Origin of the sequence: Bradyrhizobium sp. R2.2-H, from assembly GCF_004346455.1 — a bacterium.
Taxonomy (GTDB): domain Bacteria; phylum Pseudomonadota; class Alphaproteobacteria; order Rhizobiales; family Xanthobacteraceae; genus Bradyrhizobium; species Bradyrhizobium diversitatis.
This window is the reverse complement of record NZ_SMBR01000003.1, coordinates 58,582-83,124: the sequence shown is the minus strand read 5'-3', so window position 1 is coordinate 83,124 and position 24,543 is coordinate 58,582. Positions and strand designations below refer to the sequence as shown.

Genomic DNA, 24,543 nt, shown 5'->3' with positions numbered 1-24,543 from the left:
GCGTCGGTCCTCGCAATTCGCAGGCCGAATCAGGCAGTATTAGCTTACGCGGCGCGCCTTTCGGGCCTCTCATGTCCATAAAGATCACCGGGCTGGATGAATTCCAGCGCGAGATGCGTCTCCTCGCCGAAGCTGCCGAGGCGTTGGACGGAGAGCTCACGACGCTGCGGTTCAATGCTTCCGATCAGACCAGCGTCGAACGCGCCATCGCCGACATGAGGCTCGCGATAGACCGCAAGGTCGCCGCATACAGTCATAGCTCCGCCGTGGCCGACATGGCCGCGGAGCTGAAGCGCAAATACGAAGCGGACATCTTAGCGCGCGCCGCTGCGGCGCGCCTGACCAACGAGGCCAACGACGTGACGAACGCCCCAGTCGACCGAACCGTCTTCCGGCAGATCGAAAACGTGGTCAGCGACCTCCGTTCGTCGGAATACAACACGTTCGACCGACATATAAAGAAGCTGTCAAGAATCCTGCATACCGAGACGCTCGCCCCGATAACTGACGAGCTCACGCGCGGCGTCGATCTGGATGCCTGGATCAAGGCCGGTGAAGCCACCCAAGGAGGCATCGTGGGTTCGGCGTCGCTTGAATGGCCCAAAGACACGCGCGAAGAGCTCGGACTGATCATTCTGCTGATCGACCGCTTCGCGCAAACGCCTGATGAGGCGATGCAGTTTTCGCATACGTTCTATTACGCCGGCAATAGCATCACTGCCAACGTGCAGAATCTCGTGTCGCAAGTGTTCGTTCCGTTCGCCCGCGATTACATCGACCATGTGAAGCATGCGACCGGCGCCTCCGAACCGACACTGCTGCCCGAGCGGTCCGGTCCCGCCGCGCGCAAGATATTCATCGTGCACGGGCACGACGACGGCGCGCGCGAGGCGGTCGCGCGGTTTCTCGAGCGGCTGGGCTTCGATCCCATCATCCTGCACGAACAGGCTAACCAGGGGCGGACGATCATCGAGAAGATCGAAGCGCACGGCGATGTCGGGTTCGCCGTCATACTCCTGACCCCGGACGACGTCGGCGGCCTGCATGGAGCGGAACAACGTCCACGTGCCCGCCAGAACGTGATGCTGGAACTCGGCTACTTCATCGGACGGCTGGGCCGAGCGCGGGTGTGCGCTCTAAAGCGAGGCGACATCGAAGTCCCTTCCGACTTCGGAGGCGTTGTCTACGAGCCTTTCGACTCCGGCGGAGGCTGGAAGCAGGCGCTGGGGCGGGAGCTGCAGGCCGCCGGCTTTCAGATTGACTGGAACGTGGTCATGAGGCGCTGACACATGACGCAGGACGCCGCCCGCATTTTCGACTTTCTGACCGGCGCCGAAGCCGACTACATGGACGGCGTCATCGACAAGCATCGTGAGACCATCTGGGCCAAACCGTTGATCGCCGAGATCGACGCCTCCGGCGGCCTCAGGAGCGAGAACATGGCGAAGCTGTTCGAGCTTCGCTTCGGAAACGCGCTGAGCGAGGCCGGGGTCCAACCGCGCTACGAGGTGCCTGGCGAGGCGGCCTCGAAGATCGATTTCGGCTTCGCCTCCGAGGGAAAGGAATTTCTGGTCGAGATGATGCGCCTCGAAGAGACCGATGCCGTGCGGAAGGCGACCATCGTGAAGGAGATCGAAGGCGGCGTTGTCATGGCGGAACGGCACCTGCATTCCGACGCCGGTGACCCGAAGCAGACGCCGGAGGGCGAGACGCTGAAGGCCGTCCAGCGCATCTGTAAAAAGCACGAGAAAGACGGAAGACCTCACAAATTTCCGTCGCCTGCCGGCGCCACCCACGTCCTGCTCGTCGATATGCGCGCTTTCAAACATGGCGGCGACAAAGCTGACCGCGCGCACATCGCGCTTGGCGGCAAGTTCGTTCCGCAGCCGTTCCGGCACTATTTCGAGGGAAAGCTGATCACCGGCGTCTTCGACTCGGAGACGAACCAGAAGGGCGCGGCCGAAGCTCGGGAGCGCCTCCACTTCATCGGCTTCGTGAATGAGAAGGCTTATGGCGACGGCACTTTTGGACCGTCGATCCAGTTCATCGCCAACAACAACCTCTTCAAGTCCGCCGAGGACGCCCAGGAGGCCCTCGCCGGGTGGCCGCTTGGCGTGCCGGAGATTCTGAACGCGCCGTTCGGGGCGACGTCGGCGAACGTGGCCAAGCTGGCGAAGGCCATGTCGGCGATAACTGTAGCCGAGGGAGCCGACCTATCGCGGCTTCTGAAAGATAGATGGGGTCTGTCGTCGTGACGACTGAACGTGGCGGAGCCTTGCATGCCGGAGCGGACTGTCATGACGAAGGCTGACGATCCGGAGATGACCGCGCTCGATGTGGATGAGTTCCTGAGGGAGTTCGCCGCGTCGCTCGGCGATGTGCCGCCTAGGGTCGCCTGAAAGATGTTCAATTCCAATTGCTCGGTGGAGAAAGTGTGGGGCATGGGATTCTATGCGAAGAGCGCCAAAGCGATCTTCTTCTGGTCGGAAGGGGCCGGATGAGCCCGCCGGTCGTGTCGCCGAGAGAAGACGGAAAGAGGTCGGCTTGAATGGGGCAATCACCGCCTTGCAGTCGCCCGCGCCAAAGGCGCGACCACCGTCCCTGTTCTCTTGCACGAGGAAGTTCGCGCTGAGGTCTTCCAACGCGTCTGGTGGAGCCGGGCGCAGAAGTTCAACCTGTTGATAGAAAGTGAATCCCCGCCTGCCGCTTTCCGACAGGTTATCCTAGTCAAAAGTGCCAGGGGAGTATGATCATCGTGGACAAAAGCCGCCTGCATCTTGTCGCGGAAAGCCAGAAATTACATCACTTTTCGCACCATCGATGGCCGACTTGGCATGCATTTCACACGGACGGAGACGAGGCTAGAGCCGCGCCGTAATAGACTTCCTCGTCTCCGTCATCAGAGTCCCTCGAGATAAAGATTCGCGGCGGGCTTCGGCATCGCCGCGAAAATGGTGCGACGAACGAATCGTGAATCAACTGTGAGACGAACGATGGCGAGCGTGGTTGCAGATCGGGAAGCGGAAGTTCAGAACGCACCGGCGGTAGCAGCGAGGGGGCGCGGTGAGCTTTGGATTCGCCTCGAAAGTACTCCTCTTCTTACTCTTATTCTTACTCGTGAAAATCGATGACGCAGCTTGTTGACGTCGGCATCCTGACCATTCGCGACGACGAATTCGTTGCCGTTTTAGAGGCCTTTCCAGACGAACCGCGTATTCACAAGACCCGCCACCGCGAGTACACGCTTCGCACGGCGGATGCTGGCGACGGTCGTCATTATCGCCTTGCCATCCTCCGACAGCTTGAGCAGGGTAACGGCGAGGCGCAGGAGGCGGCTCGCGATCTCTTCGACGACATGCAGCCGTCTCTCATACTGGTGGTCGGCATCGCTGGGGGCCTGCCATCGGACGACGTCACGCTGGGAGACGTCGTGCTCTCGACGCGGATCCATGATTTTAGCCTAGAATCCCGACGCTTCGAAGAGGCCACCGCCTATAACGTCGGAGGTGGACCCATCGACAGAACGATCGCCGCCGGCATAGCGAACCTCTCTGCGCGCGTTGCGGACATGGGGGATTGGACGGCCGATCTCCCCGCTAAGCCGGCTGTGTCCTTCGGCACGGGGAAGCTGTACGGGCCGAAGGCATGGCAACGGGACCTGCGGGCAAAGTTGCAGTCGGTCTACGGAAAGAACGTGGCGCCTCGCGCGCCGCGGTTCGTGGCCGGCTCCATTGCTTCCAGCGATCGGCTGGTCAAGGACCCGCAATTGCTCTTTCCATGGATCATGACGGCGAGATCGATGCTCGCCGTTGAAATGGAATCCGCGGGGGTCCATCGCGCGACGCGAGATAAGACCCCGATGATATCCATCCGCGGCCTGAGTGACATCGTCGGCCTCAAGCGGCAGGAGGCTTGGACGAAATATGCGTGCCTTTCGGCCGCCGCCTTCGCCCGGGGATATTTGCGCACGCAGCCGGTCCCGCCGGGTAACTACGCGCTAGGCGGCACCGGCGAAGCTTCCTCGGGCTCGTCTGGAGCGAACGTCTCAGATCGGGAAGTCAATGATGCGCAGGAAGAAGGGTTCGCGAACCTGATCCATCTGAGGCAATTTCCGGATACTCTCTACGTGGCGCCTGCCTTGCGCCACACGCGACAAGGAGCGTGGGCGGCGCTGAACCAGAGCGGCTCCGGCCAGCCCGGCGACTATGTTCCGGGCGCATGGACGATCTACGAGGACAATCTCTACAGCCTCGTGGATCCTGAGCTCTCGCGCTTGAAATCCATCATCGACGTCGGCGCGATCGACCGCTTCGAAACTGGCGAATGGGCACTCGCCGAGAACGACTTGCGCCGGCGTCTTTTCGTCCAGTTGCTAAACGGTGCGCTCCGCGACGATCTATGGGGCCATGGGGTGAGATATCACAGCGATCTCGACGTCTATGCATTCATGGGACGCACCGAAGAGGGACCGAGGCGGCTGAAGTATCCGAACCTCAAGGTCCGCAGCACCTCCACTGTGGTCTCGCACTACGAAGCGACATCGAAAGACGGAAGGAAGTTCACGTACTACCGCCACAACGCCTTTCAGGGGCGTTTCCGCTGGCTCGGCGGAAAATGGTATCTGGAGATCACGCCCACGTACCGCTTCACGTTCAACGGGAAGGACCTCGACCGCTTTCACGAAAAGCGGCTGTCGGGGATCAAGCGCATTGAGAAGAACCGCTCCGTTCTCAGCCAGCTTCTAATCTGGCAGGCGACCCTGCGAGCGCCATGGACGAGGGTCGATCGGGCACGCTTGCTGGAGTTCGCACCGCTGGAGTCCTTTCGCTTCGCACGCATGGACGACGATTCACTCACGCCGCTGGACTCGCCGATTGATCGGCCATCGAGCGACCAGGAGATCGAGTGATGAGACTCCAGTTCATCGACGAACCGGCGTTGGCGTTCTTTCAGAACAACAGCCACGTCGACATACGCGCCGGATTGACTTCGTTTGGCGTCTTCGACAAGGGCAGCTCCACGATCCCGACGCCGATCCGCTTGGGAGTGGTTGGCACGACCGCGACCGTCGACCGCGTCCGCGACTGGCTTGAGGACTGCAAGAACGGCGTCGTGTCCCAGGAGACGAAGCTCACGACCCTTCGCCCTTCGTTCCCGGGGATGACCGTTCAGGTCTTCGGGACGACTCTTGAGCTTTCCGACCTGACGACGCGCGCGATTTCGCGCCACGAGCTTTCGGCTGCTTTGGCCGGCGAGGAGCCTTTGACGCGCCTGGTCGAGACGTTCATGGACCACGCGCGAGATCTGGCGGCGAAAAGCGGGCTCCACGTTCTCATAATTGCGCCGCCTCACGAGGTCTTCGCGCTCGGAGACGGACCTCGCATCTCGGAGGTTGACCCTCCAATCGACGAACTGCAGGAGCCGGCTCCGGAGCAGCGGCGACCGATGCCATCGTCACTGAACTTCCACGATCTATTCAAGGCGCGTGCGGTCGACTTGCCCCTTCCGTGCCAGATCGTGCGTCCGGACACCTACGGTTTTTCGCTAGGCGGGCGTGTGCGCGACAGGAAGCTGCAGGACAAGGCCACGACCGCCTGGAATTTCCATACGGCGCTCTACTACAAGGCGGGCGGCGTGCCTTGGCGGCTCGCACGGCAGCCATCGTCGCTGACGACATGCTACGTGGGCGTGAGCTTCTTCAAGAGCGTAACGGGCGAAACGCTGATGACCAGCGTTGCACAAGTATTCGACGAGCGCGGTGAAGGGCTGATCGTGCAAGGCGGAAGCGCGTCCTACGACAAGGACGACCGTAGCCCGCATCTGTCGCGGGAGAACGCCTATCGGCTTTTGGCAGATGGCTTGGCCACCTATCGGCGGGAGCATCGAACGATGCCTGCGCGGCTCGTTATGCACAAGACGTCCGGGTTCAATGCCGACGAGAAGGCGGGCTTCACGCAAGCAGCAGAGGGCGAAAAGCTCGAGGTTCTCGATCTAGTGACGGTGCGCAGGTCCGGAACACGAATCCTCCGCGCCGGTGAGTCGCCCATGGTGCGCGGGACGACGATGCTGTTCGACGAGAAATCCGGCATCGTCTACCTCAAGGGCGCCGTCCCGTATTTCCAGGTCTATCCTGGGGCCTACATCCCGCGCGCGATCGAGTTCATCCGCGAGGAGGGCGAGACGCACGCCTCAGAACTCGCGCGGGAACTCATCGGCTTGTCCAAACTGAATTTCAACAACACGCAGTTCGACACGGGCGATCCGGTCACCGTCCGCGCGGCACGGCGCGTCGGAGACATTTTGAAGCACGTTCCCGTAGGCAAGAATGTGAATGCCCGCTTCAGGTACTTCACCTAAGGGCGAAAAGGCCATTTGCGGTGACAGTGCACTAAGTTCGTTTGCTATCGCCGGCGCGGTTCCGGCTTCGATGCTCATCAATGCTCTGCCGTCAAAATTGCCTTTGCCGTCGAGTCCTTCCCCCCTAAACTACCCTCCCCACCGGCATGGGTTCCGACCGCCCCGGTAGACGCGGAGTTAGATTATGCCCAAACCGGAAAGCTTCCCGATCGAGAAGATCTTCGTGCCCACGAAGCAGAAGAAGACCGTCAAGCCCGAGACCGTCGCGGAGATCGCGGAAAGTATTCTGGAGATCGGACAACAGGCCCCCATTTCCGTTCGGCCCGACGGCGACCGCCTCGTTCTGGTCGAGGGACTGCACCGGTTAGAGGCCTGCAAGGCGCTCGGCGAGACGACCATTCTCGGCGTCCTGGTCCCGGCGGAGGTTGCTCAGCACAAGCCGCAGCTAGCCGAGCGACCCGAAGTCGAGGCAGAGCGCATCAAGATGGCGCGATTGAAACAGTTGCGCCTGGAGAAGGAAGCCGCAGAGGCATCGACTTCTGCCTTGAAGGGCGTCGGCGCAACGCAAGCGCCGCGCAGCCGTGCGGCGAAAGGGGTCCGCGACAATCCGAAGGCATCACCGGGCCGGACTGCGAAATCGAAGCCGAAATCATTGTCGGACTGGATCACGCAGCAAAAGGGCAGCGGCGGCCGCTATTGATGGCGGCGGTTTCAGTTCGTAGCTCGTAGGATGGGTAGAGCTCTTGCGAAACCCATCATTCCACAACGGCTATCGATGGGTTTCGCTTCGCTCTACCCATCCTACGCGCTGACATCATCCTACGGACCGATATAGATTGCTCTCATTGAATTCACCCAACCTCGGACAATGAAGTACCTCCTGCTGTTCGCCGGCGCTTTCGTTATCTGCGTGCTCGCATTCGCATGCGTGCTTTACTGGAAATACACCCGGCTCTTTCCCGAGCCTTCGAACGAGGTGGTGCAGATCACGCCCGAGAAGCGCGCCGTTCTGGAGCGGCTGAGAAAGGAAACCAAATTCCAGCCCCACCATTTCCCGCCTCTGGGCTATACCGGTGCCGAAACGCCCGAGGATCGCGCGCGGGCTACAGAGGCCGTCAACGGGGTGATCGATGCAGTTCTGGCGCAGCCTGACGGTCCTGTTCACGCGCGCACCGTCTCCAATCTCATTGGAAAAGCGATGAGGCTGATCTCTCGGTTAGCAACGGAGGATCGCGACCGGACCGGCGGGTATCTCGTAGAGGTCTGGTACATCCTGGGTTTCAAGGGCGCGACCGGCCAATTCGCCTACGGCGCCGCCTACTCCAGAGCCGGGGGCCACAGCGAACCGCTTCCTCCAGGCTGGACGGCGGCGGACCAGCCGCGTCCCATCGATCCTTAGCCTGTCCGATGGTGGAGCGAAGATCCATCCTCAGGGAGAGTGACGGAACTCGCTCAACCATCCTACACACGGGAGTAATAGCCGCGATCAGCAAACCGCGGCCCTCTCCTCACCGATCAACCCGATCGTCTCACGCCGCCTTCGCCTGCTCCGGCGAGGCCGTTTCCATCGCCCGCATGTAGAGGTCGAGCAGGCTTTCGCGCTCGTCACGCTCGTTCTTGTCTTCCTTGCGCAGCTTGATGATCTCCTTGAGTATCTTCACGTCGAAACCCTCGCCCTTGGCTTCCGCGAAGACTTCCTTCTTCTGTTCGCTCAACTCCTGCATTTCGCTGTCGAGGTTCTCGATCCGCTCGACGAAGGAACGGATCTTGCCGCCGGGAATGGTGATGTCGGACATGGTGCCTCTTTGCTGACTGAGGTCGTGAAAATGACCGCAAAGAAATGACCAATGTGTTAACCCTCGCCGTCTTCACGGGACGCGCAAACTTGCCGTGGCGATCTCGACGAACGCCGCCGCGGTTCCATGCACGCCACCAAACTCTCTCCCGAATTCCTACAAATCTCTGCCATCTACCAAAGGTAGATTTCTCCCCTGAAGCGTGGTCAACAACGCGACTTGCAAGAAACTCTGCAGGCGTCAGGCCCGCTTCCGACAATGAAATGGGAGCTACGCCATGCAGCATCTGCCGAACGACACCATCGACGTCACCCTCGACCAGTTTGGTCAGATCGAGACCGTCTACGGAGACCCCGGCTTTCCCGCAGCCAGGGACGTCTGGGGCGGCAACGATACCGTGACGGCCACCGTCACTGAGCTCAATACGCGCCTGACGATCTTCGGCGATGACCACACGATGCTACTTGGTCACTCGCAAGGCGGCAATGACACGCTCATCGCCGACATCGGCGGCGGCTGGAACACCGGCCTCGTGGTCGGCGACACCCAATCGATGATCGACGACGCCAGGGGCGGCAACGACACCATCGTCGCGGATGCCCATGGCACGGTCTACACCACTGTCTCGGCCTTCGGCGATGTCGCGGGCGACATGTCGGGCAACGCGCAGGGCGGCAATGACGACATCACCGGCTCGATCGGGTGGCGCGGTGGCGCCAACCTGTTCGCGGGCGATGCCGGCGGCTCCATGATCGACACCTCGCACGGCGGCAACGACACGCTCGATGTCAGCGTGCTCACCATCGACGGCGCGGCGACGGTCAGCGGCGACGCCATCGGCGCGTTGCGCGGCCTTGCGCAAGGCGGCAACGACAGTTTGACGGTCACGCTGAACGGCGACAGCCCCATATCCGGCGCATCCCTGTCGGGGGATTCGTCGACGTCCCTGATGGATTTTGCCCAGGGCGGCGACGATGTCCTCGCCGTCCAGATCGACGGCCAGTACGCGGATGCCGCCTCGTCGCTGTTCGGCGACGCGCCGATCATGGCGGGTCATTCCCAGGGCGGCAACGATATCCTCGACGGCGGCGCCGGCCGGGACTTCATGTATGGCGATGCGCGGACCTATGAACCCGCATCGCCCGGCTCGATCACCGGCGGCATCGACACGTTGAACGGCGGAGCCGGCGACGACCAGTTGTGGGGCGGAGGGAACAGCGACCTCTTCGTCTTCAACACCGGTTCCGGCAACGACACGATCAACGACTTCGATCAGGGCAACAAGGCCGTCGGCAGCACCGTGACCGAGCACGACCTGATCAACGTGCAGGATTACGGGTTTGCGGACTGGGCGGCGTTGTCGAAACTGATCAGCGACAACACCACTGGCGATGCCGTGATTCATCTGTCGGCGAACGACACCATCACGCTCGACGGCGTCCAGGCGGCGAGCTTGCACGCGACCGACTTCCTGATCTGAGCGAGTTGGTCCAAGTAACCGTCTCGCTCCGCCTGCAGCGGGGCGGGACGCGGGCTACACCTTCGCCGCCCCGCAAATCCCCTCAACCCGGGACGTTCGCATAAGGGAGGCGGATTGCCTGCGGAAGCCGCTCTCAAATGCGGGATCTGCGGCCCGCTTCACGTGGTAGACAGCGCCAATCAGGTCCACAGTCTCCGCGATTGCACGCTCACAGCCCATGCCGACCAAAAGCAAGAGCCTCCTCTCCCGCCTTCGCAGCGTCCGGCGGAGCGCTCGGTGGGTTCGAAGGAGGTTCGCGCGCGCACCGCGGATGGTCAGGATCGGCGGTAGCGTGGCGGTGCTGCTTGCGGCCGTCACGCTTCTGAACATCGCCTATCAGTTGATCCGCAAGCCGACCGAGCTGTTCGTCCTCATCGGCAACGCCCTCGACAAGGAGCCGGCGGAGACCTGGGCGAGCTACGGTCCGCTGTTCCGGCACGCCTCCACCGCAACGATCATGCCGGAATTGCTGGCCGCGCTGGCGCAGGTCGAGAGTTCAGGCAATCCGGTGGCGCGCACCTATTGGCGCTGGCGATGGAGCTTCAATCCACTGGCGATCTACCGGCCCGCCTCCAGCGCCGTCGGCCTGTTCCAGATGACCGACCCGGCCTTCGCGGAGGCCGCGCGATTCTGCGTTCGCGGCAACGCGGTCACGCAGACCGGCTGCGGCTTCACCAGCTTCTACATCCGCGCGGTCCCGAGCCACGCCATCGAGCTGGCCTCGGTGTATCTCGACCGCCAAATGGCGCTGGTTCTCTCCCTCGCGGGCGATATCAAGGCAAACGCGACGCAGAAGCAGGATCTGGCCGCCTTCATCCATCTCTGCGGCGCAGGTCCCGCCACGGCCTATGCGCGCCGCAAGTTTCAGATGCTCGCCGGCGAGCGCTGCGGCGATCACCTCGTCGCGGCCTATCTCGCCAGGGTCAACGCGATGAAGCGGCAGTTTCTGCGGCTTGCAGCGGAGAGCGGTTAGCCGTAGCCCGGCTCTACCACCAGTACGGCCAGCGCCATCCCTCGTAGCGAACATAGGACGGCACCAGCGGCGGACCGTAGGGATCGACCTTGTCGTCCTCGGGACGATAGCGATAGCGCGGAACGATGTTGTAGTCCCACGGCGTCGGCCGCAGCACCGGCGCCGTGACGATCAGCCGCTCCTGCGGCGCGCGAACCACTTGCTTCCGCGGCTTTGCGTCGGCAGCCGATGTTGCGAGGCTCAGCACCAGGGCCGTTCCGAGCGCATAGGCGATGGTCATTTTCTTCATTGCGTTGGTCTCCTTCGCGCGAAGAGTGCAAAAGGATGCGCGGCAAGGCAAGCGAATTTCGCGCGAGTTTTTCTGCGGCCATCCTTCGAGACGCCCGCTTTTGAGCGGGCTCCTCAGGATGAGGACGAAGTGCGCGGCAACAGCTTCAGCGGGCGAATATCGTGCTTAGCCTCATCCTGAGGAGGCGCGTCAGCGCCGTCTCGAAGGACAAGGCGCGCGCTCCGGCATTTCAGCGCGCGCAATGCGAACGGACCGAGAGCGGGCGACGGACCGTGACGCCCTACGCCGCATCCACCTCCTCCGGCGCCGGGCCCGCCACGAGCCCGTCGAGGCCGACCATCAAGAGATCCGCGATGTGCATCAGCTGGTACAGCGGAATGTCTACCTCGCCCTGCTCGGCCTGCACCACGAACGCCGGCGTCACGCTGAGGCGCTCGGCGAGCTGGGCTTGCGTGTAGCCGCGCTTTTCGCGCGCCGCTTTGACGCGCGCGCCGATGCCGAGGCGGTGCCGGGACTGTTCCCCTGCGGTCATCATGGCGGCCTGCTCGTCCACGCTGGCATAGCCGTCCGCGAACGCGCTGCCGATCAGCCGCTCCTTGCGCCAGGCAACGCGGCAGGCCTTGCGCAGGCCGCTCGCGAAAACCAGCGCGAACGCTTCGGCGACCCATAGCGAGGAGTTGAGTTGCAGTCGCGCGCCGGTGCCGGAGACGTCGCGAATCGTACAGGGCACGCTGACGGTGCTGCCGGTGCCGTTGTCGAATTCGACGATGCCGGTGCGCAAGGTGTGATGCCTGACTGCGGCGCGATGATCGCTCATGACAGATCCCGTAATCCTGCGGCGGCGGCGCACGGCGTGTCCGACGCATCCGCAATCGCAGCGAGGATACCGCAGAATTTTGGCGCAACTCCTAAACGTCCGGCGGTTCGGCCGGGACTGGATGGCGTGGTAAAGGAATCCCTCCCGGCCTGCGCAAGCTACTCCCGCGCCCGGCGCAGCGCCTGCTCCAGCTTCATCCGCTGCTTGTCCCAGCGGTCCTGCTCGGCCTCGGCGCGTTCGTCGAGCGCAGTCCGCTCGGCTTCGATCTCCTCCGCCCGCGCCTCGTGCTCCCGCCTCGCTTTGTCAAACGCCGCCTGCGCTGTCGCGACAGCCTTCTCCCGGCGCGCGCGTTCCCTGGCGCGGGCGGCCTCCTCTTTCCTTCGCTCGGCTTCGCGCCGCCGTTCCTCCTTCTCGAAGGCCGCGGCAGCCTTGCGCCCTGCCTGATCGTCGATCTTGCGGGACGGTTTCCTTGCGGTCCTGGCCGTGCGCTTCCTGGATTTGCTCTTGGGCTTGCGTTCGGATTGGCCCTCGCTCTCGCCGAGATCGGTCGGCAGCTCCGCACTCTCGGTGAACGGGCCGTCCGAGCCGACCGGACGCCTGAGCACGACACCCGGCTTCGCCATGGTCGCCGCGACGATGTCGGGGTCGTCGGTCTCCTTCGCCGCGCCCTGATGGAACAGATTGGAGCTGGCGCCCCAGGCCTGAAGCGCTGCCTTCATCGAGGGGGCGGCGATCGCCTGGTCGTAGAACCCCAGCGAGGTCTGGTAGGTCTTCAGTTTCCTGGTCGACTTGCTTGTTTGCTTTCTTGCCATGTCGCCCCGATGTTCGCTCGCGATCGTAGCAAGCTTAGCCCCGTCGCGAGCTACGAACTTCCCAACAACGCATCATACCCCAGCGCGCTGAACGCCAGCAGACAGAACCCGTGCCCGAACGGATCGGCCAGCATCGCGATCCGTCCATAGGGCGCATCGCGCGCGGGCGCCTCGAGGATCGCACCGGCAGCGAGCGCACGCGCGACTGCGGCATCGACGTCGTCAACGACGACGTCGATATGCACGGGCGTCCAATGCCGCTCGTAGCGGCGGCGGTCGCCGCCGGCGCCGATCGTGCCGGCCTGCTTGGTCAGGAGATACACCGGCGCCGGCCAGCCGTTGAGCTCGACGAAGTCGGCGCCGAAGCGGCGGCCGACCGTCAGGCCGAAGGCCTCGGTGTAGAAGGTCGTGGCTTTGGCGACGTCGGGGACGTCGATGTTGAGAAGGAAGGACATGGCGGGCTCGTCGCGCGTTACGGGCGGAGGCTACGCATCGAGCGCCTGGACGTCGAGGGGACTCCACCGTGACATCATGCACCTGTTTTGCCCGACGGCGCAAACGAAATTCGGTATCGCCGAAGTCCAATCAAATCCCCAGCGATTCCATGGCCATGCCTACTTTGCATGGGGTTGTTTTCGCGAAATGCAGTTTGGCCGGTCCCTCATTTGCCCCTGAGGCTCAGGATATAGGCCGAAAGCGCATCCGCCTGCTCCGGCGAGATCACGAGGTTCGGCATGTTCCGGTGGCTGGTCCGCCAGAACACCTTGAGCGACAGCGCGGTGGTGCCGCTACGGTCGGCGATGGCCTGGAAGCTCGGCGCCTCGTCGAAGAAATCAGTCATGCGCCGCTCGACCGCGTGACACGACTGGCACCACGCCTGCGCCAGGCGCTGTCCTTCGGCGATCGTGCGCGAGCCGGGCCTTGGGGCCCCCGCGGCGGTGTGGACGACGCTGAAGAGGAACAGCAGCGACAAGGCGATCAGGATGACGATGCCGATGGAGATTCGAACAGTGTGCGACATCGCCAAACCTCACCGCGATTGAATCATCGATCGAGCCTAGATTTGCACCGCGAGGCCAAGTTGATCTGCGTCAAGGAAGGCGCGGATGATTGCCCTCGTCTTCGCAAACCACCGCGCGCGTCATCAGCACGTCACGAGATCGGTGTGGCCAAATCCCTTGGAATAATCGAGCAGCGAGATCACCGTCGGCGTGAGGCGGATCAGCCGCACCTCGGAAGGCTCCGGCACCGTCAGGCCCAGGGCCTTCTGCTCGGGATAGCGCGCCATCAGCAGCGCGATCGCCTTCTCGGCTTCGGCCGGATCGGTCACGGCCACCGCCCGCGCCGCCATGGACAGGCCGGTGATCTCCATCACTTCCGCCGGGTCGTCGTCGATCGCCAGAGAGACGCGGTCGTCCCGGGACAGGTTCTGCGCCTTCTGGCTGTCGATGCCGCAGAGGAAGTAGATGGTGAAGCCTACGTTGGCGTAGCCGACGGTCGTCACCTGCGGCCAGCCATCCGGGCGGACGGTTGCGATCCGCATCGTGCGGTGCTGGTCCAGCAAGGCCTGGACTTTTGCTCTGAGCGTGTCGTCCATCGCTCCGCCTCCGGTGGTCATTCGGCAAGAGGATACGCCCCTCATGCGTAATGCCGTTGACGCAGCTCAATCCCGCGCGGGCGAGGTTGGCTCATTGATCATGCCGCTCGCCAGGATCACGGCGACCGCATAGGCTCGGCGCTCATCCGACGATTCAGGAGGCATCACCATGAACGGCAACCGCTATTACGGCGTCCGCGTCGAGGGCGCGAAATACGGCGTGGGATTCGGCTCGGCGCTCGCCATCGCGATCTCCTACACCAACAACCATTCGATCCTGTGGGCGATCATCCACGGCATCCTGGGCTGGCTCTACGTGATCTTCGTCGCGCTGTTTCGGTGATATCGCACCGGCCGGCGAGCCCCGGTCCGCGCGGCTTGCAGCTTTTCCTTGCTTTCCCGGTTCCCGCCTCTACGGTCGCGCCGCGAACGAACCGTTGAGACGAGACAGACATGACCGACACGATGAAATGCCCGGCCTGCAGCTCCGAGCACGCCTATCAGGACCGCGATCTCTGGGTCTGCCCGGAATGCGGCCATGAATGGAGCGGCACGGCGGAAGCGGTCGCGGACACGGCGCAGGATGCCGGCGTGCGCGATGCCAACGGCAACGTGCTCGCCGACGGCGACAGCGTCATCGTGATCAAGGATCTCAAGATCAAGGGCTCGTCCTCGGTCGTCAAGGGCGGCACCAAGGTGCGCAACATCCGCCTGCAGGACGCCAGCGACGGCCACAACATCGCCTGCAAGATCGACGGCATCGGCGCGATGAATCTGAAGTCGGAGTTCGTGCGGAAGGCTTGAAGATCCGCTAGCTTTGCCGCTGCGCCAGATAGAACCCGCACAGCACCGTCACGAGGCCTGCCGTCTGCAACATCGTCGGCGGCTCGCCGAGCAGCAGCCAGCCGGTGAGCAGCGTCAGCGCCGGCACGCAGGCCGGAAACACTGCGGCGCGGGCAACGCCGAGGCGCTGGACCGAGACGGCGTAGAGATAGAGCGCGGCGGGGCCGGCAAGCACGCCCTGTGCAAGCGCCTGGATCGCGTTCTCGGTCACGCCGATTGCCGCAATATGGGCGAGGCCGACCGTGACGACGTAGACCGGCACCAGCAGCAGCGACAGCACGTTGATGACGAGCGCAGCCGGCACGGCCGAGACGCGCCAGCGGCGCAACATCGCGCCGAAGCCAGCGAACATGAATCCGGCGAGCACGAAGATCAGATCACCCTGAATGCCGTCGGCCCCGATATGGCCGATCGATTCCGCGCCGATCACGCCGAGGCCGCCGACAATGACGAGCGCGCCGGCAAGCCGCGAGGCGGAGATCCGCTCCTTCAGCACGACCGCGGCGAGCAGCAGGCCACCCAGCGTCGCGCAAGAGGGCTGGATCACGCTGCCGTGGCCCAGCGGCACGAACAGGAAGCCGCTGTAGGAGATCAGCGACATCACGGGGCCGCCGAGCACCATCAGCACGAGGCCCCTGCTCCAGCCGATGCCGCAGAGATCGGAGATTCCGGCGCGCAACACCAGCGGCAGGAACGCGATCCCCGACCAGACATAGCGATGCACCAGGAGATCGACCGGCGTGAAGCCGACCTTGAGGCCGTGCCGCGTGGCGGCAAAGCCGAGCGCCCAGAACAGCGCCGCGGCAAGGCCGCAGACCACCCCGAGCAGTGCTGGCGCTGCGTCGTTCTTTTGAGTGAGAGCGTCAGCGCCGCTCGTCCGCTGATCCATGGATCAAGCGATATGTCGGCGCGCTACGCCGCTCAACCCACGCAGCTGCAGGGCTGGCACGCAGACATCGCGACGATGCCGCGCAGGACCGTGCTTGCCGCACGCGCAATGCGCATGCGGCTTCTTCGTGGCCGCACATGAGGCGGTGCACTCTCGCTCTGCGCGAGGCCCACCTGCCTCAGGCGACCTCAGTCTTAGCGGACAGCGCCCGTGGTGACGTCCGCGGTCGTCACCTTGCGGGGGCTGAGCACCTTCGCCTGGTGGACCGAGGCGACCGTGGCGGGCGCGGCGACCTGCTGCTCGACATGCGCAGCCCCGAGCACGCGCACCTGCAGCGGAGAGACCGGCAGGCCGTTGGCCTCATAGGTCGGCAGCTCGGCGGCGACGGCGGCGGAGCCGCTCACGATGGTCAGGACGGCGGCGGCGATCGACAAAGTCTTTTTGTTCATGGTGATGCTCCGAGAAAGATGGTCGGAGTCTATTTAGGCACGTTTTGTTGCATTGCGACATGTCTTGCTGCATCGCAACAGCGCGCACATTGCATGGCGATATGCTCAATGCGTACAAGGTCTTGGACGAATCACGTGGCCGCGACATGACGCTTCTGTGGGCGGTACTCAGTCACCGTTCCCGCAGGGCCGACTGGCGCGGCGATAGTCATCGGCCTCATCAGTGGTCCAGGTGATGATTGGGTCCGGGACACGAGAGGGAGGATGCCGGGACCTTATTTCAATGCTGTTGCCAGCGATTGCAGCTTTGCGACGAGATCGGTGCCGAGAGCGTAGATGACCTCGATGATGGCGAGCGCGATTCCGGCTGCGATCAGGCCGTATTCGATCGCGGTGGCGCCGGATTCGTCAGCGATGAATGCGGCCAACATGCATTTCAATTTCACAGGCGACGTCCTTCCAACTTCTACCGAAGATTGCCGACACGAGAGAATTGCACGACCACAATCCAAGATTGCGTAAACGCAATCGCTGCAAGTTGACGACAATGCTGCATTTGCCGTCGTTTTCACACTGGCGTCGTGGAACCCGCGTTGCAGCTCGGCAACACCCGCCTTGAAAAGCCCGTTCTCGCCGATTTGTGCCATTGCGCCGCCACACCGTCCCCCGAACAATCGACGAGCTGCGTTGCCTTTCCGTACAAGACTGTTTCGTCAACCGTTTGCATCATGACTGTTCGGACAAGATGGTTCGGACAGAACCGTTTGGAGGCAGGGGTCATGAACGATCGGCGGTCTCTTCTGGTGGCGGTGTCGTGTCCCTCGGCCGTTCTCGCCGGCTGGCTGGTGTTGTCTCTCTCCGCCCATGCGCCTGCCCTCATCGAGAACAGCGCCGCCAATGTGGCTGCCGTCTCGCGCGCCAAGGATGTCAGTCGCCTCGACCTCGCCGACGTGCCGCGCGCTGCAACGATTGAGGACGGCATCGCCTTGACCGCCGACATCGCCGCCGCCGTCGCTGCGGCGCCTGCCCCGGCGGCGACCGCGCAGGAAACGCCGGAGGGGCTCGCCTTAGCCATCAAGCTCGCTTCGGCCGACCCTGCACTGATCCTGCCGACAGAGGCGGCGCCCGCGCCGCAGATTTCGCTTGAACCGGAAGCCATCGTCAGCGAGGCTGACCCTGCTCCCGCGCCAGAGCCCGTCAAGCTCGCATCCGCCGATCCGACCGAGATCGTGACGACGGACGCACTGTCGCCTGCGGCAATCGCAAGCGGCCCCGTCACGCCCGCAAGCAAGCCATCTCCGCCGGCCGATACCGTCACCGTGCTCGACGAATGCTTCGTCATGGAGGCCTGCATCGACCGCTACCTCTGGGCGCTCTATCAGCGCACCGCCAAGGAGGACACGATCAAGGTTCAGGAGCGGCGCGCCGTCACCGTCAAGCGCAAGGGCAAGACGGTCACGGTGATGCGTAGCTTCACGAAGCTGGTCGATCAGGACTTCACTTGGAAGGATCCGAAGGCGGCCGAGCGCGCCGGCATGTCGATGATGGACTACGTCATCGGCGGCATGGACAAGAGCTTCAAGCGGAAGCTGTTCCGCATGATGCTCGCCGCCGAAGCCGCCGGCCTCTCGCCGGGCATCACCAGCGCGTTCCGCGACGACTATCGCCAGTCGATCGCGAGCGGCCTCAAGGCTGCCTCCGACCGCTCCTATCATGGGGGCAGCATGCGCGGCGGTTATGGCCACGGCATGGCGGCCGACATCGTCAGCACCCAGGGCAACAACCGCGCGCAGCGCTGGGTCTCGACCGAGATCCTGTGGAAGTGGGTCGACGCCAACGGCAAGGCGTTCGGCATCGGCCGCCCCTATCTCGGCCGCGATCCGCCGCATGTCGGCCCGACCGACGGGAAGGAATACATCTCGCGCCGCGGCGTTGCGACCGACAGCAAGGAAGCCGCGAACGTCAAGCCGAAAAAGACGCGGGCCGCCGCCAGCGCCAAGCCGCCCAAGGCGCACGCCGCACGCGAGCAGAAGACCCCGGCCAAGCAGCAGAAGTCGGCGCAATCGGCCGTCAAGCCCGCGACCTGAACCGTCAATCAGGCACCGGGCCCGCGCGTCGGCAACGGCACGAGCCGCATCTCGGCGGAGCCGGCGTCCTGCGTGCGCACCAGCACCGCGAAGATCGTGTCGACCGCAAGCCGTACTGCCGACTCGATCGCTTCGCCCTTGGCCAGATGCGCCGCGATCAGTCCGGTGAGGAGGTCGCCGGTGCCATAGGGACGGATCGGCAGGCGCGGCGTCGCAAAGCGCGACAATCGCCCGTCGGCGCACAGGATCGTCTCCACCTGCCCCGCCGCCATGTCAGCGAGCGTGCAGCCGGTGGCGACCACGTCGATGCGGCCCACCCCTGCGAGCGTAGAGCAGGCCGCGCGGAGGCCCTGGGCATCGGCAATGGTGAGACCGGAGAGCAGCTCGAGCTCGAACTGGTTCGGCGTCGTGAGGTTCGCCGCCGGCAGCAACCGGTGCCGAACCACATCCAAGATGCCGTCCGCGACATAGACGCGACCGTCATCGCCGATCACGGGATCGCAGAGATAGACGAGCTTCGCATTCCGCGTCAGCGCCCGCTCGACGAAATCGGCGATCACGGCAGCATTGCCCGGCGAGCCCAAATAGCCGGTGACGAGCACCGCAGCCTCGTCGACCAGGCCGCGCTCCTCGACGCCCTTCAGGAGATCGGCGACGAGATCGCTCTCCAGCACCCGCCCGCGCAGGCTCGGATAGCGCGGATGGTTTGACAGCAGCGTCGTCGGCACCGCCGCAACGTTCACGCCCTCCGCCTGCATGGCGTAGGCGGCCGCGCTGTTGCCGACATGGCCGTGGACCACCTGACTCTGAATCGAGATGACGAGCATGAGGAAGGTCCGTAAGGTCAAACGTCGCGCGGGGCAAGCGTTACGGCATCTCGTATCCAAGCCCCTGCCGCAGCGCCTGCATCTTGCGCGCCAGCCGCCGGTGACCCGACTCCTCCGACCGCGCCAGTCGATCGGCGACCGCGACATGGTCAGCATCGCTCTTGTGCTGGTTGAGCTTGGCCTGCCCTTCGACCTCATCCACCACGAGATCGACGACGCGGATCGCAGCCAGCATGCTCTCGCGCTTGCCCGGCTCCATCTGCGCGAGGTCCCAGGGTTCTTTCGGTAAGCGCGCCTCGGAGACTGCGAGCAGCGCATCGCCGTGTCCGCGGTTCTCGTCGAGCCCGCGCAGATGGGCCACGCCCGACAGGTGCACCGCTTCGTAAAGCCAGGTCGAGACGTTGTCGCGTGAGGCATACCAGTCGTTGGAGACATAGGCATCGTCGCCGGTAACGATCAGCAGAAATCGTCTGCTGCCATCGGCCAGCGCCACAAGCGGATTTTTGGCGGTGAAGTGAATCTGCACGACAGTGTTCCCGCCGCGCTCGGTCAGCACGAATGGCACGTGCGAGGCCCGCGGCCCGCGCTCGTCCGCCGCCACGATCACGCCGAAGCCGCGAGCTGCGGCAAATTCCAGCGCGCGTTGCGTCTCGATGTGGAACTGGGCGCGGAGAACGTGCATGGCACGGGGACTCGATGAATGGATGGCGAACACGGCGAGGCTAACCCATAATCCCCCGAAATCTGGATAACAATCAACCTTCGAACGCTGATGCCGGCAATCCCTCAGCGCCGCGATTCGGATGACGCTCGATCTGCTCGAAGACCGTCTCAAGCCGGGCGCGATCATCGTCGCCGACAACGCCGACGACAGCCCGGACTATCTCTCGCGCATGCGCAAGCCCGGAAACGGCTATATGTCCACGGCCTTCGCCGACGACGTCGAGCTTTCGGTGCGGATCGATTGAAGCCACGTTCGACCGTTGCTGTATCACGGAGCCGCTGCGCGATTCATCGCGCGGCGGCTTGGTCATCCGGGCCGACCGCGGAGCCTTTGCGCCGCGCTCCGAGCTGTCGCAGGCTCGTCACCCCCGCGTGGTATGCGCCGTCATATGTCAGCCATCGTCGGCCTGGTCTCCGCATGAGCTCCGTCTTCAACGCCTATACGGCTCTTGCCCTCGCGATCGTGTTCGAGGTCACCGCGTCGGCGTTCCTGCAGCAGTCCGCGCAGTTCACCCGTCCCTGGCCGACGGTGGCGATGGTGCTGTTCTACGTCGCCTCGTTCTACGCGCTGTCGGTGGCGATCCGTGTCATCCCGTTGAGCATCGCCTATGCGATCTGGGGCGGGGTCGGCATCATCCTGACCGCCACCGTCTCCTTCGTGCTGTTCCGCCAGATCCTGGACGCCGCAGCCTTCGTCGGCATCGCGCTGATCGTGTCCGGGGTCGTGGTCATTAACCTGTTCTCGGAGACCACGGTGCGTTGATGCCGGCCCGATGCCGGCGCGCCTACTGGCTCTGCACCGGCTTGGGCTGACGCGGCGCGGATCGAGGCGGCTTTGCGCCTGGCTTGGCCGCACCCCGGGGCGGCGATTCATCGACCGACACGAGGTAGGCGGCGAGGGCCCTCGCCGAGTCGATGCTGGTTGCGTAATGGTCCTTCAGGAACCAGGACAGGGTCAGGCTGAAGCGGCCCTTGGCGAGACCGCGCGGGCTGCGATGGCAGGTCGCGCAGCCGTCAGCAAAGAGCTTCGCGGGCGATTTGCCGGCGTCGAGATTTTGCGCGACCGCATCCGTCACCGTCAGCACGCTGGCGGCTGCGACAGTCATCAGAGGCACAGTCAGGCCGCGCCAAGGTCGAAACAACGACGTCAAACTGTCGTCCCCTCGCCCTGTCTCGCGATCACGCCGCCGACTGCTGATCGAATTCGGGCGGCGCGTAGGCCTTGCCGTCCTGGTCGGTGATGACGACCCGCCATCCCTCGCTCGCCCACACCTTTGCCTTCGCCACGATGACCAACCGGCTCTCGCGGGCGAAGCTGTACTTCTCGTTGTCGCGTTCTGCGACCATTTTGTAGGCCAATTCGCATCCCCTAGCGTCGCCCTGCACCCAGCTTTCTCGTGACAGCGGGTTTTGGCCGCAATTCGCCGGGAGCGTGGCAATTTGGTGCCATCCGCGGTATGGGCCGCTCCGTACCATCGGCGACGGAGCCGATCCTGCTGCGTCGGATCGGCGCTAATGCACGCGGATAATGTGGGGGCGGCCGAGATTGATCAGGCCCTGCACCGCCGAAAGGCGGTCATCGAGGGCTGCAATGGTGAGCAGCAGGTTGTTGCGGCGCTCGTCGAGCAAACCCATCTCGGCGCCGCTGAGCTTTGTGCTCGTCCGTTCCTTGTGGATCGCTTCGAGGGACTTGCGCAGTCCGGCAATCAAACTGGCCAGCTGCTGGGCCTCCTTGGTCATCGACCGCTTAGCGACATTCTGCTGACGGCGCGTCTCCGCCTGGCTCTGACTCATTTCATCCTCCCGTGCCCCGCTGCCCCGAGTGGATGCCTGCATCTTTGGGTACACATGTTACGATCGATGAAATCTGCCCGAGAAGAACTTTCTTAAATTGTACGCGCAGGGAACCGGCCCACCGAAGAAAGCCCGGCGGGTTCACCATTAAGCTGTCGTGTATCGTACGAGGTGCGGCCGGCGTCAGTTCACCTTCAGCAGGAAGCGGTCGAAGTACGATGCAAGCCCGGCATAGTCGTCGAGCGGCAGTACATTCGCGACATACTGGTCGGGCCGCACCACGACCATGCAGCCGCTCTTTCGATCGATCCCTCGCATTGCGAAAACGTCGTGGCCGCCCTTGAGGTCCGGGCAGAACATCTTCTCGTAGTCGATCAGACCATAGCGGCCCTTGCGCGGGAGCAGCAGCGACGGCATCGCCGCGACGTCAAGCTGACGATGATCCTGCTGGAAGATGGCACGCAGGTCGATCACGCTGTCGATGTCGGCGCCCACAGGCGTGTATCGCCGCATTGGTGATTCCCGGGCCTCGGTGAGGAAGCTGCACAGCGCGCGAATGGCCGAGCCGGCAGCCGCAGGATCTTCCGCAGGTGAAAACGCGTAGATGCGGAAGCGGCCGTCGGCCTGCGCGGCGTGGCCGAGATGGACCGGTTTGGCGTCCGCCAGCCGGATCACCGGCGCGGAATGGAAGCGCTTGCCGATGACGAGGCCCTGCGCGAGGTGCTGATGCGAAGCCGCGCCGGTAAGCACCGATGGCCTGTAATGCGTTGCCGTGCCCGCGGTATAGCGCCCATGCCTGACGAAATAGTCCTGCGTTTTGGCGGCATCGACGCCGCCAGCCTTGGCGGCCGAGGCGAGAATCCCCGCCCATTCGCGGTCGAAATCGATCAGCTCTTTCGCGACCGCCTGGCGCTCCGCCGAATAGGAATGCAGCAGACCTGGGGCGCATCGGCTCCGGAGGACACCGGCGAGCTTCCAGCCGAGATTGAAGGCATCCTGCATCGAGACGTTCATGCCCTGCCCCGCCTTCGGGCTGTGCGTATGGCAGGCATCGCCGGCGATGAAGATGCGCGGCAGGCGCGCATCGGTGTCGGCGTCCGGCACGTCGTCGAACCTGTCGGTGAGGCGCTGGCCGATCTCGTAGACCGACCACCAGGCGATCTCCTTCACCTCGAGCGTATGCGGCTTCAGGATCCGCCTCGCCTTGGCGATCACGTCGTCGGCGGTGATGTTGCGGCTCGCAACGCGCTCGCCGACATCGAGTTTAGCGAGCTCGACATAGATGCGGACCATGTAGCCGCCTTCACGCGGAATGATCAGCAGGCTGCCGTCCCTGGCCGACTGGACCAGCGACTTGAAGCGGATGTCCGGGAAATCCGTCACCGCCAGCACGTCCATCACGCCCCAGGCGTGGTTGGCGGAATCGCCATGCAGCTCGCGCCCGATCGATTTGCGCACCGTGCTGCGTGCGCCGTCGCAGCCGACGACGTAGCGCGCCCTGATCGTCTGGACCTTGCCCTCGTGCGCGGCATCGACGCGTTCGAGGCGCACGGTCACGGCGTGATCGTCAGCATCGGCGGCAGGATCGACATGGAGATCAAGCACGCGTCGGCTATAATACGGCTCGAGCTTCGCCGGCGATCTGCGCATGACGTCGAGGAAACAGTCATGGATGCGCGCCTGGTTGAGGATGACGTGCGGGAATTCCGACAGCCCGTCCTCGACGTCCTGAACCCGGCCGCTGCGGGTGATCTTCTCCGGTGTCAGTTCATCCGGCTTCCAGAACGTCGTTTCGTTGACCCAATAGGCCTCCTTCAGCACCCGCTCGCTGAAGCCATAGGCGCGGAACATCTCCATGGTGCGGCAGGCGATGCCGTCGGCCTGGCCGACCAGCAGCCGGCCCGGCTTCTGCTCGACGATGCAGGTCTTGATGTCAGGAAACTGCGCAAGCTGGGCGGCCAGCGTCAGGCCGGCAGGTCCGCAGCCGACGATGAGAACATCGACCTCGTCAGGCACGGTGCCCGTTGCGCCCGGTGCCTGAACGCGCTCGGCGGGATCGGCAATCTCGGGATCGCCCGGCTGAAATCCATTCAGATGGAATTGCATGAGCACCTCTCCCGTCAAACTTCTGCTTGGATATTGCTCAGTATGCTGACGATCAGTATACTTGTCAACGACCTCGAAACCCCGCGGAGACGTCGGTGAAAGACAACAACGACATGCCCGGGCATCTGGCGCGCCGCTTCCAGCAGATCGCGGTCGCGGTGTTCCTGGCCGAAGTCGAAGACGCCGGCTTCGATCTCACGCCGGTGCAGTACGCCGCGCTCGCGACCATCAAGGCCAATCCGGGACTCGATCAGGTGACGCTCGCCGGATTGATCGCCTACGATCGCACCACCATCACCGGCGTGATCGATCGCCTCGTCCAGAAAGGTCTCGCGGAGCGCCGCCCCTCCAGCCGCGACCGCCGCGCGCGGGAGCTCCAAATCACCGATGAAGGCCGGCGCACGCTGCGCAAAATCACGCCTGCCGTCGAATCTGCGCAGCGCATCATGCTGGGTGGCCTCAGCGCGAAGGAGGGCGAGGAACTGATGCGACTGCTGCGCAAGGCCATCGCCGCCGGCAACGAGCTCAGCCGCGCCCCGCAACGCGATGCGCAAATCTAACTCCGAACCACGTCCGAATTTGTCGCAGCGCACGAAACCAGGAACTAACCTTCGCCTGCTAAGCTCGGCCGCATTGGGCACTTAACGTGCGATTAACTTTGTGGG

Annotated in this window: 29 protein-coding genes and 1 pseudogene; 14 read left to right on the top strand and 16 right to left on the bottom strand. The window is 63.9% G+C overall.

Going from position 1 to position 24,543, the window contains the following annotated elements:
* The first annotated feature begins 71 nt into the window (after positions 1 to 71).
* From EDE08_RS08030 to EDE08_RS08005, 6 genes are all read left to right on the top strand, one after another.
* The gene (locus tag EDE08_RS08030) at positions 72 to 1,286 is read left to right on the top strand and encodes a YuaX family protein (RefSeq protein WP_245524729.1); all 1,215 of its coding nucleotides are present in this window, start codon (positions 72 to 74) and stop codon (positions 1,284 to 1,286) included.
* Positions 1,287 to 1,289: 3 nt separating this feature from the next.
* The gene (locus EDE08_RS08025; RefSeq protein ID WP_131868418.1) at positions 1,290 to 2,255 is read left to right on the top strand and encodes a hypothetical protein; all 966 of its coding nucleotides are present in this window, start codon (positions 1,290 to 1,292) and stop codon (positions 2,253 to 2,255) included.
* An 872-nt stretch (positions 2,256 to 3,127) separates the two neighbouring features.
* A complete protein-coding gene (locus EDE08_RS08020) occupies positions 3,128 to 4,909 on the top strand; it encodes a 5'-methylthioadenosine/S-adenosylhomocysteine nucleosidase family protein (RefSeq protein ID WP_131868417.1) in 1,782 nt (593 codons plus the stop codon).
* On the top strand, positions 4,909 to 6,357 hold the full coding sequence (locus EDE08_RS08015) for an argonaute/piwi family protein (protein ID WP_131868416.1): 1,449 nt from the start codon (positions 4,909 to 4,911) through the stop codon (positions 6,355 to 6,357). Before EDE08_RS08020 ends, EDE08_RS08015 begins: the two co-directional genes overlap by 1 nt.
* Positions 6,358 to 6,541: 184 nt before the next feature.
* A complete protein-coding gene (locus tag EDE08_RS08010; protein WP_131868415.1) occupies positions 6,542 to 7,057 on the top strand; it encodes a ParB N-terminal domain-containing protein in 516 nt (171 codons plus the stop codon).
* Positions 7,058 to 7,225: 168 nt separating this feature from the next.
* A complete protein-coding gene (locus EDE08_RS08005; RefSeq protein WP_131868414.1) occupies positions 7,226 to 7,756 on the top strand; it encodes a DUF4844 domain-containing protein in 531 nt (176 codons plus the stop codon).
* Positions 7,757 to 7,886: 130 nt separating this feature from the next.
* On the opposite strand, the gene EDE08_RS08000 is transcribed toward EDE08_RS08005, so the two are convergent.
* A complete protein-coding gene (locus tag EDE08_RS08000) occupies positions 7,887 to 8,153 on the bottom strand; it encodes a DUF2312 domain-containing protein (RefSeq protein WP_025575662.1) in 267 nt (88 codons plus the stop codon).
* A gap of 277 nt (positions 8,154 to 8,430) precedes the next feature.
* Between EDE08_RS08000 and EDE08_RS07995 the strand changes: the two genes are divergently transcribed.
* Positions 8,431 to 9,633, top strand: a complete 1,203-nt coding sequence (locus tag EDE08_RS07995; RefSeq protein WP_131868413.1) for a calcium-binding protein — start codon at positions 8,431 to 8,433, stop codon at positions 9,631 to 9,633.
* Positions 9,634 to 9,850: 217 nt separating this feature from the next.
* Positions 9,851 to 10,645, top strand: a complete 795-nt coding sequence (locus EDE08_RS07990) for a transglycosylase SLT domain-containing protein (RefSeq protein WP_131868412.1) — start codon at positions 9,851 to 9,853, stop codon at positions 10,643 to 10,645.
* A gap of 13 nt (positions 10,646 to 10,658) precedes the next feature.
* On the opposite strand, the gene EDE08_RS07985 is transcribed toward EDE08_RS07990, so the two are convergent.
* From EDE08_RS07985 to EDE08_RS07960, 6 genes are all read right to left on the bottom strand, one after another.
* Positions 10,659 to 10,934 (bottom strand): hypothetical protein, encoded by a 276-nt coding sequence (locus tag EDE08_RS07985; protein WP_131868411.1) that lies wholly within the window; start codon positions 10,932 to 10,934, stop codon positions 10,659 to 10,661.
* 280 nt (positions 10,935 to 11,214) lie between these two features.
* Positions 11,215 to 11,751 (bottom strand): helix-turn-helix domain-containing protein, encoded by a 537-nt coding sequence (locus EDE08_RS07980; RefSeq protein WP_131868410.1) that lies wholly within the window; start codon positions 11,749 to 11,751, stop codon positions 11,215 to 11,217.
* A gap of 158 nt (positions 11,752 to 11,909) precedes the next feature.
* A complete protein-coding gene (locus EDE08_RS07975) occupies positions 11,910 to 12,563 on the bottom strand; it encodes a cell envelope biogenesis protein TolA (protein WP_131868409.1) in 654 nt (217 codons plus the stop codon).
* 50 nt (positions 12,564 to 12,613) lie between these two features.
* Positions 12,614 to 13,018 carry a VOC family protein gene (locus EDE08_RS07970; RefSeq protein ID WP_131868408.1) on the bottom strand — a complete coding sequence of 135 codons (405 nt, stop codon included), beginning with the start codon at positions 13,016 to 13,018 and terminating at the stop codon, positions 12,614 to 12,616.
* 206 nt (positions 13,019 to 13,224) lie between these two features.
* The gene (locus tag EDE08_RS07965; protein WP_131868407.1) at positions 13,225 to 13,584 is read right to left on the bottom strand and encodes a c-type cytochrome; all 360 of its coding nucleotides are present in this window, start codon (positions 13,582 to 13,584) and stop codon (positions 13,225 to 13,227) included.
* Positions 13,585 to 13,707: 123 nt separating this feature from the next.
* A complete protein-coding gene (locus EDE08_RS07960) occupies positions 13,708 to 14,160 on the bottom strand; it encodes a pyridoxamine 5'-phosphate oxidase family protein (protein ID WP_131868406.1) in 453 nt (150 codons plus the stop codon).
* Between the two features lie 169 nt (positions 14,161 to 14,329).
* On the opposite strand from EDE08_RS07960, the gene EDE08_RS38255 reads away from it, so the two are divergent.
* Together EDE08_RS38255 and EDE08_RS07955 are read left to right on the top strand one after the other, a co-directional pair.
* Positions 14,330 to 14,503 (top strand): hypothetical protein, encoded by a 174-nt coding sequence (locus EDE08_RS38255; RefSeq protein WP_018644642.1) that lies wholly within the window; start codon positions 14,330 to 14,332, stop codon positions 14,501 to 14,503.
* Positions 14,504 to 14,613: 110 nt separating this feature from the next.
* Positions 14,614 to 14,964 carry a zinc ribbon domain-containing protein YjdM gene (locus EDE08_RS07955; RefSeq protein ID WP_131868405.1) on the top strand — a complete coding sequence of 117 codons (351 nt, stop codon included), beginning with the start codon at positions 14,614 to 14,616 and terminating at the stop codon, positions 14,962 to 14,964.
* Positions 14,965 to 14,971: 7 nt separating this feature from the next.
* On the opposite strand, the gene EDE08_RS07950 is transcribed toward EDE08_RS07955, so the two are convergent.
* From EDE08_RS07950 to EDE08_RS07940, 3 genes are all read right to left on the bottom strand, one after another.
* Positions 14,972 to 15,892, bottom strand: a complete 921-nt coding sequence (locus EDE08_RS07950) for a DMT family transporter (protein ID WP_131868404.1) — start codon at positions 15,890 to 15,892, stop codon at positions 14,972 to 14,974.
* Positions 15,893 to 16,086: 194 nt separating this feature from the next.
* Positions 16,087 to 16,341: a hypothetical protein gene (locus EDE08_RS07945; protein ID WP_131868403.1), complete on the bottom strand. Its 255-nt coding sequence runs from the start codon at positions 16,339 to 16,341 to the stop codon at positions 16,087 to 16,089.
* A 275-nt stretch (positions 16,342 to 16,616) separates the two neighbouring features.
* Positions 16,617 to 16,781 (bottom strand): Flp family type IVb pilin, encoded by a 165-nt coding sequence (locus EDE08_RS07940; protein WP_165935856.1) that lies wholly within the window; start codon positions 16,779 to 16,781, stop codon positions 16,617 to 16,619.
* A 339-nt stretch (positions 16,782 to 17,120) separates the two neighbouring features.
* On the opposite strand from EDE08_RS07940, the gene EDE08_RS07935 reads away from it, so the two are divergent.
* On the top strand, positions 17,121 to 18,428 hold the full coding sequence (locus tag EDE08_RS07935) for a M15 family metallopeptidase domain-containing protein (protein WP_131868402.1): 1,308 nt from the start codon (positions 17,121 to 17,123) through the stop codon (positions 18,426 to 18,428).
* An 8-nt stretch (positions 18,429 to 18,436) separates the two neighbouring features.
* On the opposite strand, the gene pdxY is transcribed toward EDE08_RS07935, so the two are convergent.
* Entirely contained in the window at positions 18,437 to 19,255 is an 819-nt protein-coding gene (pdxY, locus tag EDE08_RS07930; protein ID WP_131868401.1) for a pyridoxal kinase, read from the bottom strand.
* A gap of 40 nt (positions 19,256 to 19,295) precedes the next feature.
* Positions 19,296 to 19,937 (bottom strand): FMN-binding negative transcriptional regulator, encoded by a 642-nt coding sequence (locus tag EDE08_RS07925; protein WP_131868400.1) that lies wholly within the window; start codon positions 19,935 to 19,937, stop codon positions 19,296 to 19,298.
* A gap of 127 nt (positions 19,938 to 20,064) precedes the next feature.
* Between EDE08_RS07925 and EDE08_RS07920 the strand changes: the two are divergent.
* A pseudogene (locus EDE08_RS07920) lies at positions 20,065 to 20,223 on the top strand (O-methyltransferase); the annotation flags it as partial.
* Between the two features lie 173 nt (positions 20,224 to 20,396).
* Positions 20,397 to 20,741, top strand: a complete 345-nt coding sequence (locus EDE08_RS07915; RefSeq protein WP_131868399.1) for a DMT family transporter — start codon at positions 20,397 to 20,399, stop codon at positions 20,739 to 20,741.
* Positions 20,742 to 20,763: 22 nt separating this feature from the next.
* Here the strand turns inward: EDE08_RS07915 and EDE08_RS07910 are convergent, their stop codons facing one another.
* From EDE08_RS07910 to EDE08_RS07895, 4 genes are all read right to left on the bottom strand, one after another.
* Positions 20,764 to 21,084 (bottom strand): hypothetical protein, encoded by a 321-nt coding sequence (locus EDE08_RS07910; RefSeq protein ID WP_131868398.1) that lies wholly within the window; start codon positions 21,082 to 21,084, stop codon positions 20,764 to 20,766.
* 73 nt (positions 21,085 to 21,157) lie between these two features.
* Positions 21,158 to 21,364, bottom strand: coding sequence for a hypothetical protein (locus EDE08_RS07905; RefSeq protein ID WP_028179791.1), 207 nt, complete (start codon positions 21,362 to 21,364; stop codon positions 21,158 to 21,160).
* Between the two features lie 126 nt (positions 21,365 to 21,490).
* Entirely contained in the window at positions 21,491 to 21,772 is a 282-nt protein-coding gene (locus tag EDE08_RS07900; RefSeq protein ID WP_131868396.1) for a hypothetical protein, read from the bottom strand.
* A gap of 183 nt (positions 21,773 to 21,955) precedes the next feature.
* A complete protein-coding gene (locus tag EDE08_RS07895) occupies positions 21,956 to 23,878 on the bottom strand; it encodes an FAD-binding monooxygenase (protein ID WP_165935843.1) in 1,923 nt (640 codons plus the stop codon).
* Between the two features lie 95 nt (positions 23,879 to 23,973).
* On the opposite strand from EDE08_RS07895, the gene EDE08_RS07890 reads away from it, so the two are divergent.
* Complete coding sequence (locus EDE08_RS07890) at positions 23,974 to 24,438, top strand: MarR family winged helix-turn-helix transcriptional regulator (RefSeq protein ID WP_061876627.1); 465 nt, start codon at positions 23,974 to 23,976, stop codon at positions 24,436 to 24,438.
* Positions 24,439 to 24,543 lie beyond the last annotated feature (105 nt).

Coding starts and splice junctions, on each gene's coding strand:
- EDE08_RS07995 (WP_131868413.1), top strand. CDS start 8,431: ATGCAGCATCTGCCGAACGACACCATCGACGTCACCCTCGACCAGTTT.
- EDE08_RS07935 (WP_131868402.1), top strand. CDS start 17,121: ATGAACGATCGGCGGTCTCTTCTGGTGGCGGTGTCGTGTCCCTCGGCC.
- EDE08_RS08000 (WP_025575662.1), bottom strand. CDS start 8,153: ATGTCCGACATCACCATTCCCGGCGGCAAGATCCGTTCCTTCGTCGAG.
- EDE08_RS38255 (WP_018644642.1), top strand. CDS start 14,330: ATGAACGGCAACCGCTATTACGGCGTCCGCGTCGAGGGCGCGAAATAC.
- EDE08_RS07900 (WP_131868396.1), bottom strand. CDS start 21,772: ATGAGTCAGAGCCAGGCGGAGACGCGCCGTCAGCAGAATGTCGCTAAG.
- EDE08_RS07985 (WP_131868411.1), bottom strand. CDS start 10,934: ATGAAGAAAATGACCATCGCCTATGCGCTCGGAACGGCCCTGGTGCTG.
- EDE08_RS07895 (WP_165935843.1), bottom strand. CDS start 23,878: ATGCAATTCCATCTGAATGGATTTCAGCCGGGCGATCCCGAGATTGCC.
- EDE08_RS07990 (WP_131868412.1), top strand. CDS start 9,851: ATGCCGACCAAAAGCAAGAGCCTCCTCTCCCGCCTTCGCAGCGTCCGG.
- EDE08_RS07975 (WP_131868409.1), bottom strand. CDS start 12,563: ATGGCAAGAAAGCAAACAAGCAAGTCGACCAGGAAACTGAAGACCTAC.
- EDE08_RS08030 (WP_245524729.1), top strand. CDS start 72: ATGTCCATAAAGATCACCGGGCTGGATGAATTCCAGCGCGAGATGCGT.
- EDE08_RS07925 (WP_131868400.1), bottom strand. CDS start 19,937: ATGCACGTTCTCCGCGCCCAGTTCCACATCGAGACGCAACGCGCGCTG.
- EDE08_RS08010 (WP_131868415.1), top strand. CDS start 6,542: ATGCCCAAACCGGAAAGCTTCCCGATCGAGAAGATCTTCGTGCCCACG.
- EDE08_RS07910 (WP_131868398.1), bottom strand. CDS start 21,084: ATGACTGTCGCAGCCGCCAGCGTGCTGACGGTGACGGATGCGGTCGCG.
- EDE08_RS07960 (WP_131868406.1), bottom strand. CDS start 14,160: ATGGACGACACGCTCAGAGCAAAAGTCCAGGCCTTGCTGGACCAGCAC.
- EDE08_RS08025 (WP_131868418.1), top strand. CDS start 1,290: ATGACGCAGGACGCCGCCCGCATTTTCGACTTTCTGACCGGCGCCGAA.
- EDE08_RS07965 (WP_131868407.1), bottom strand. CDS start 13,584: ATGTCGCACACTGTTCGAATCTCCATCGGCATCGTCATCCTGATCGCC.
- EDE08_RS08015 (WP_131868416.1), top strand. CDS start 4,909: ATGAGACTCCAGTTCATCGACGAACCGGCGTTGGCGTTCTTTCAGAAC.
- EDE08_RS07915 (WP_131868399.1), top strand. CDS start 20,397: ATGAGCTCCGTCTTCAACGCCTATACGGCTCTTGCCCTCGCGATCGTG.
- pdxY (WP_131868401.1), bottom strand. CDS start 19,255: ATGCTCGTCATCTCGATTCAGAGTCAGGTGGTCCACGGCCATGTCGGC.
- EDE08_RS07955 (WP_131868405.1), top strand. CDS start 14,614: ATGACCGACACGATGAAATGCCCGGCCTGCAGCTCCGAGCACGCCTAT.
- EDE08_RS07980 (WP_131868410.1), bottom strand. CDS start 11,751: ATGAGCGATCATCGCGCCGCAGTCAGGCATCACACCTTGCGCACCGGC.
- EDE08_RS07945 (WP_131868403.1), bottom strand. CDS start 16,341: ATGAACAAAAAGACTTTGTCGATCGCCGCCGCCGTCCTGACCATCGTG.
- EDE08_RS08005 (WP_131868414.1), top strand. CDS start 7,226: ATGAAGTACCTCCTGCTGTTCGCCGGCGCTTTCGTTATCTGCGTGCTC.
- EDE08_RS07950 (WP_131868404.1), bottom strand. CDS start 15,892: ATGGATCAGCGGACGAGCGGCGCTGACGCTCTCACTCAAAAGAACGAC.
- EDE08_RS08020 (WP_131868417.1), top strand. CDS start 3,128: ATGACGCAGCTTGTTGACGTCGGCATCCTGACCATTCGCGACGACGAA.
- EDE08_RS07970 (WP_131868408.1), bottom strand. CDS start 13,018: ATGTCCTTCCTTCTCAACATCGACGTCCCCGACGTCGCCAAAGCCACG.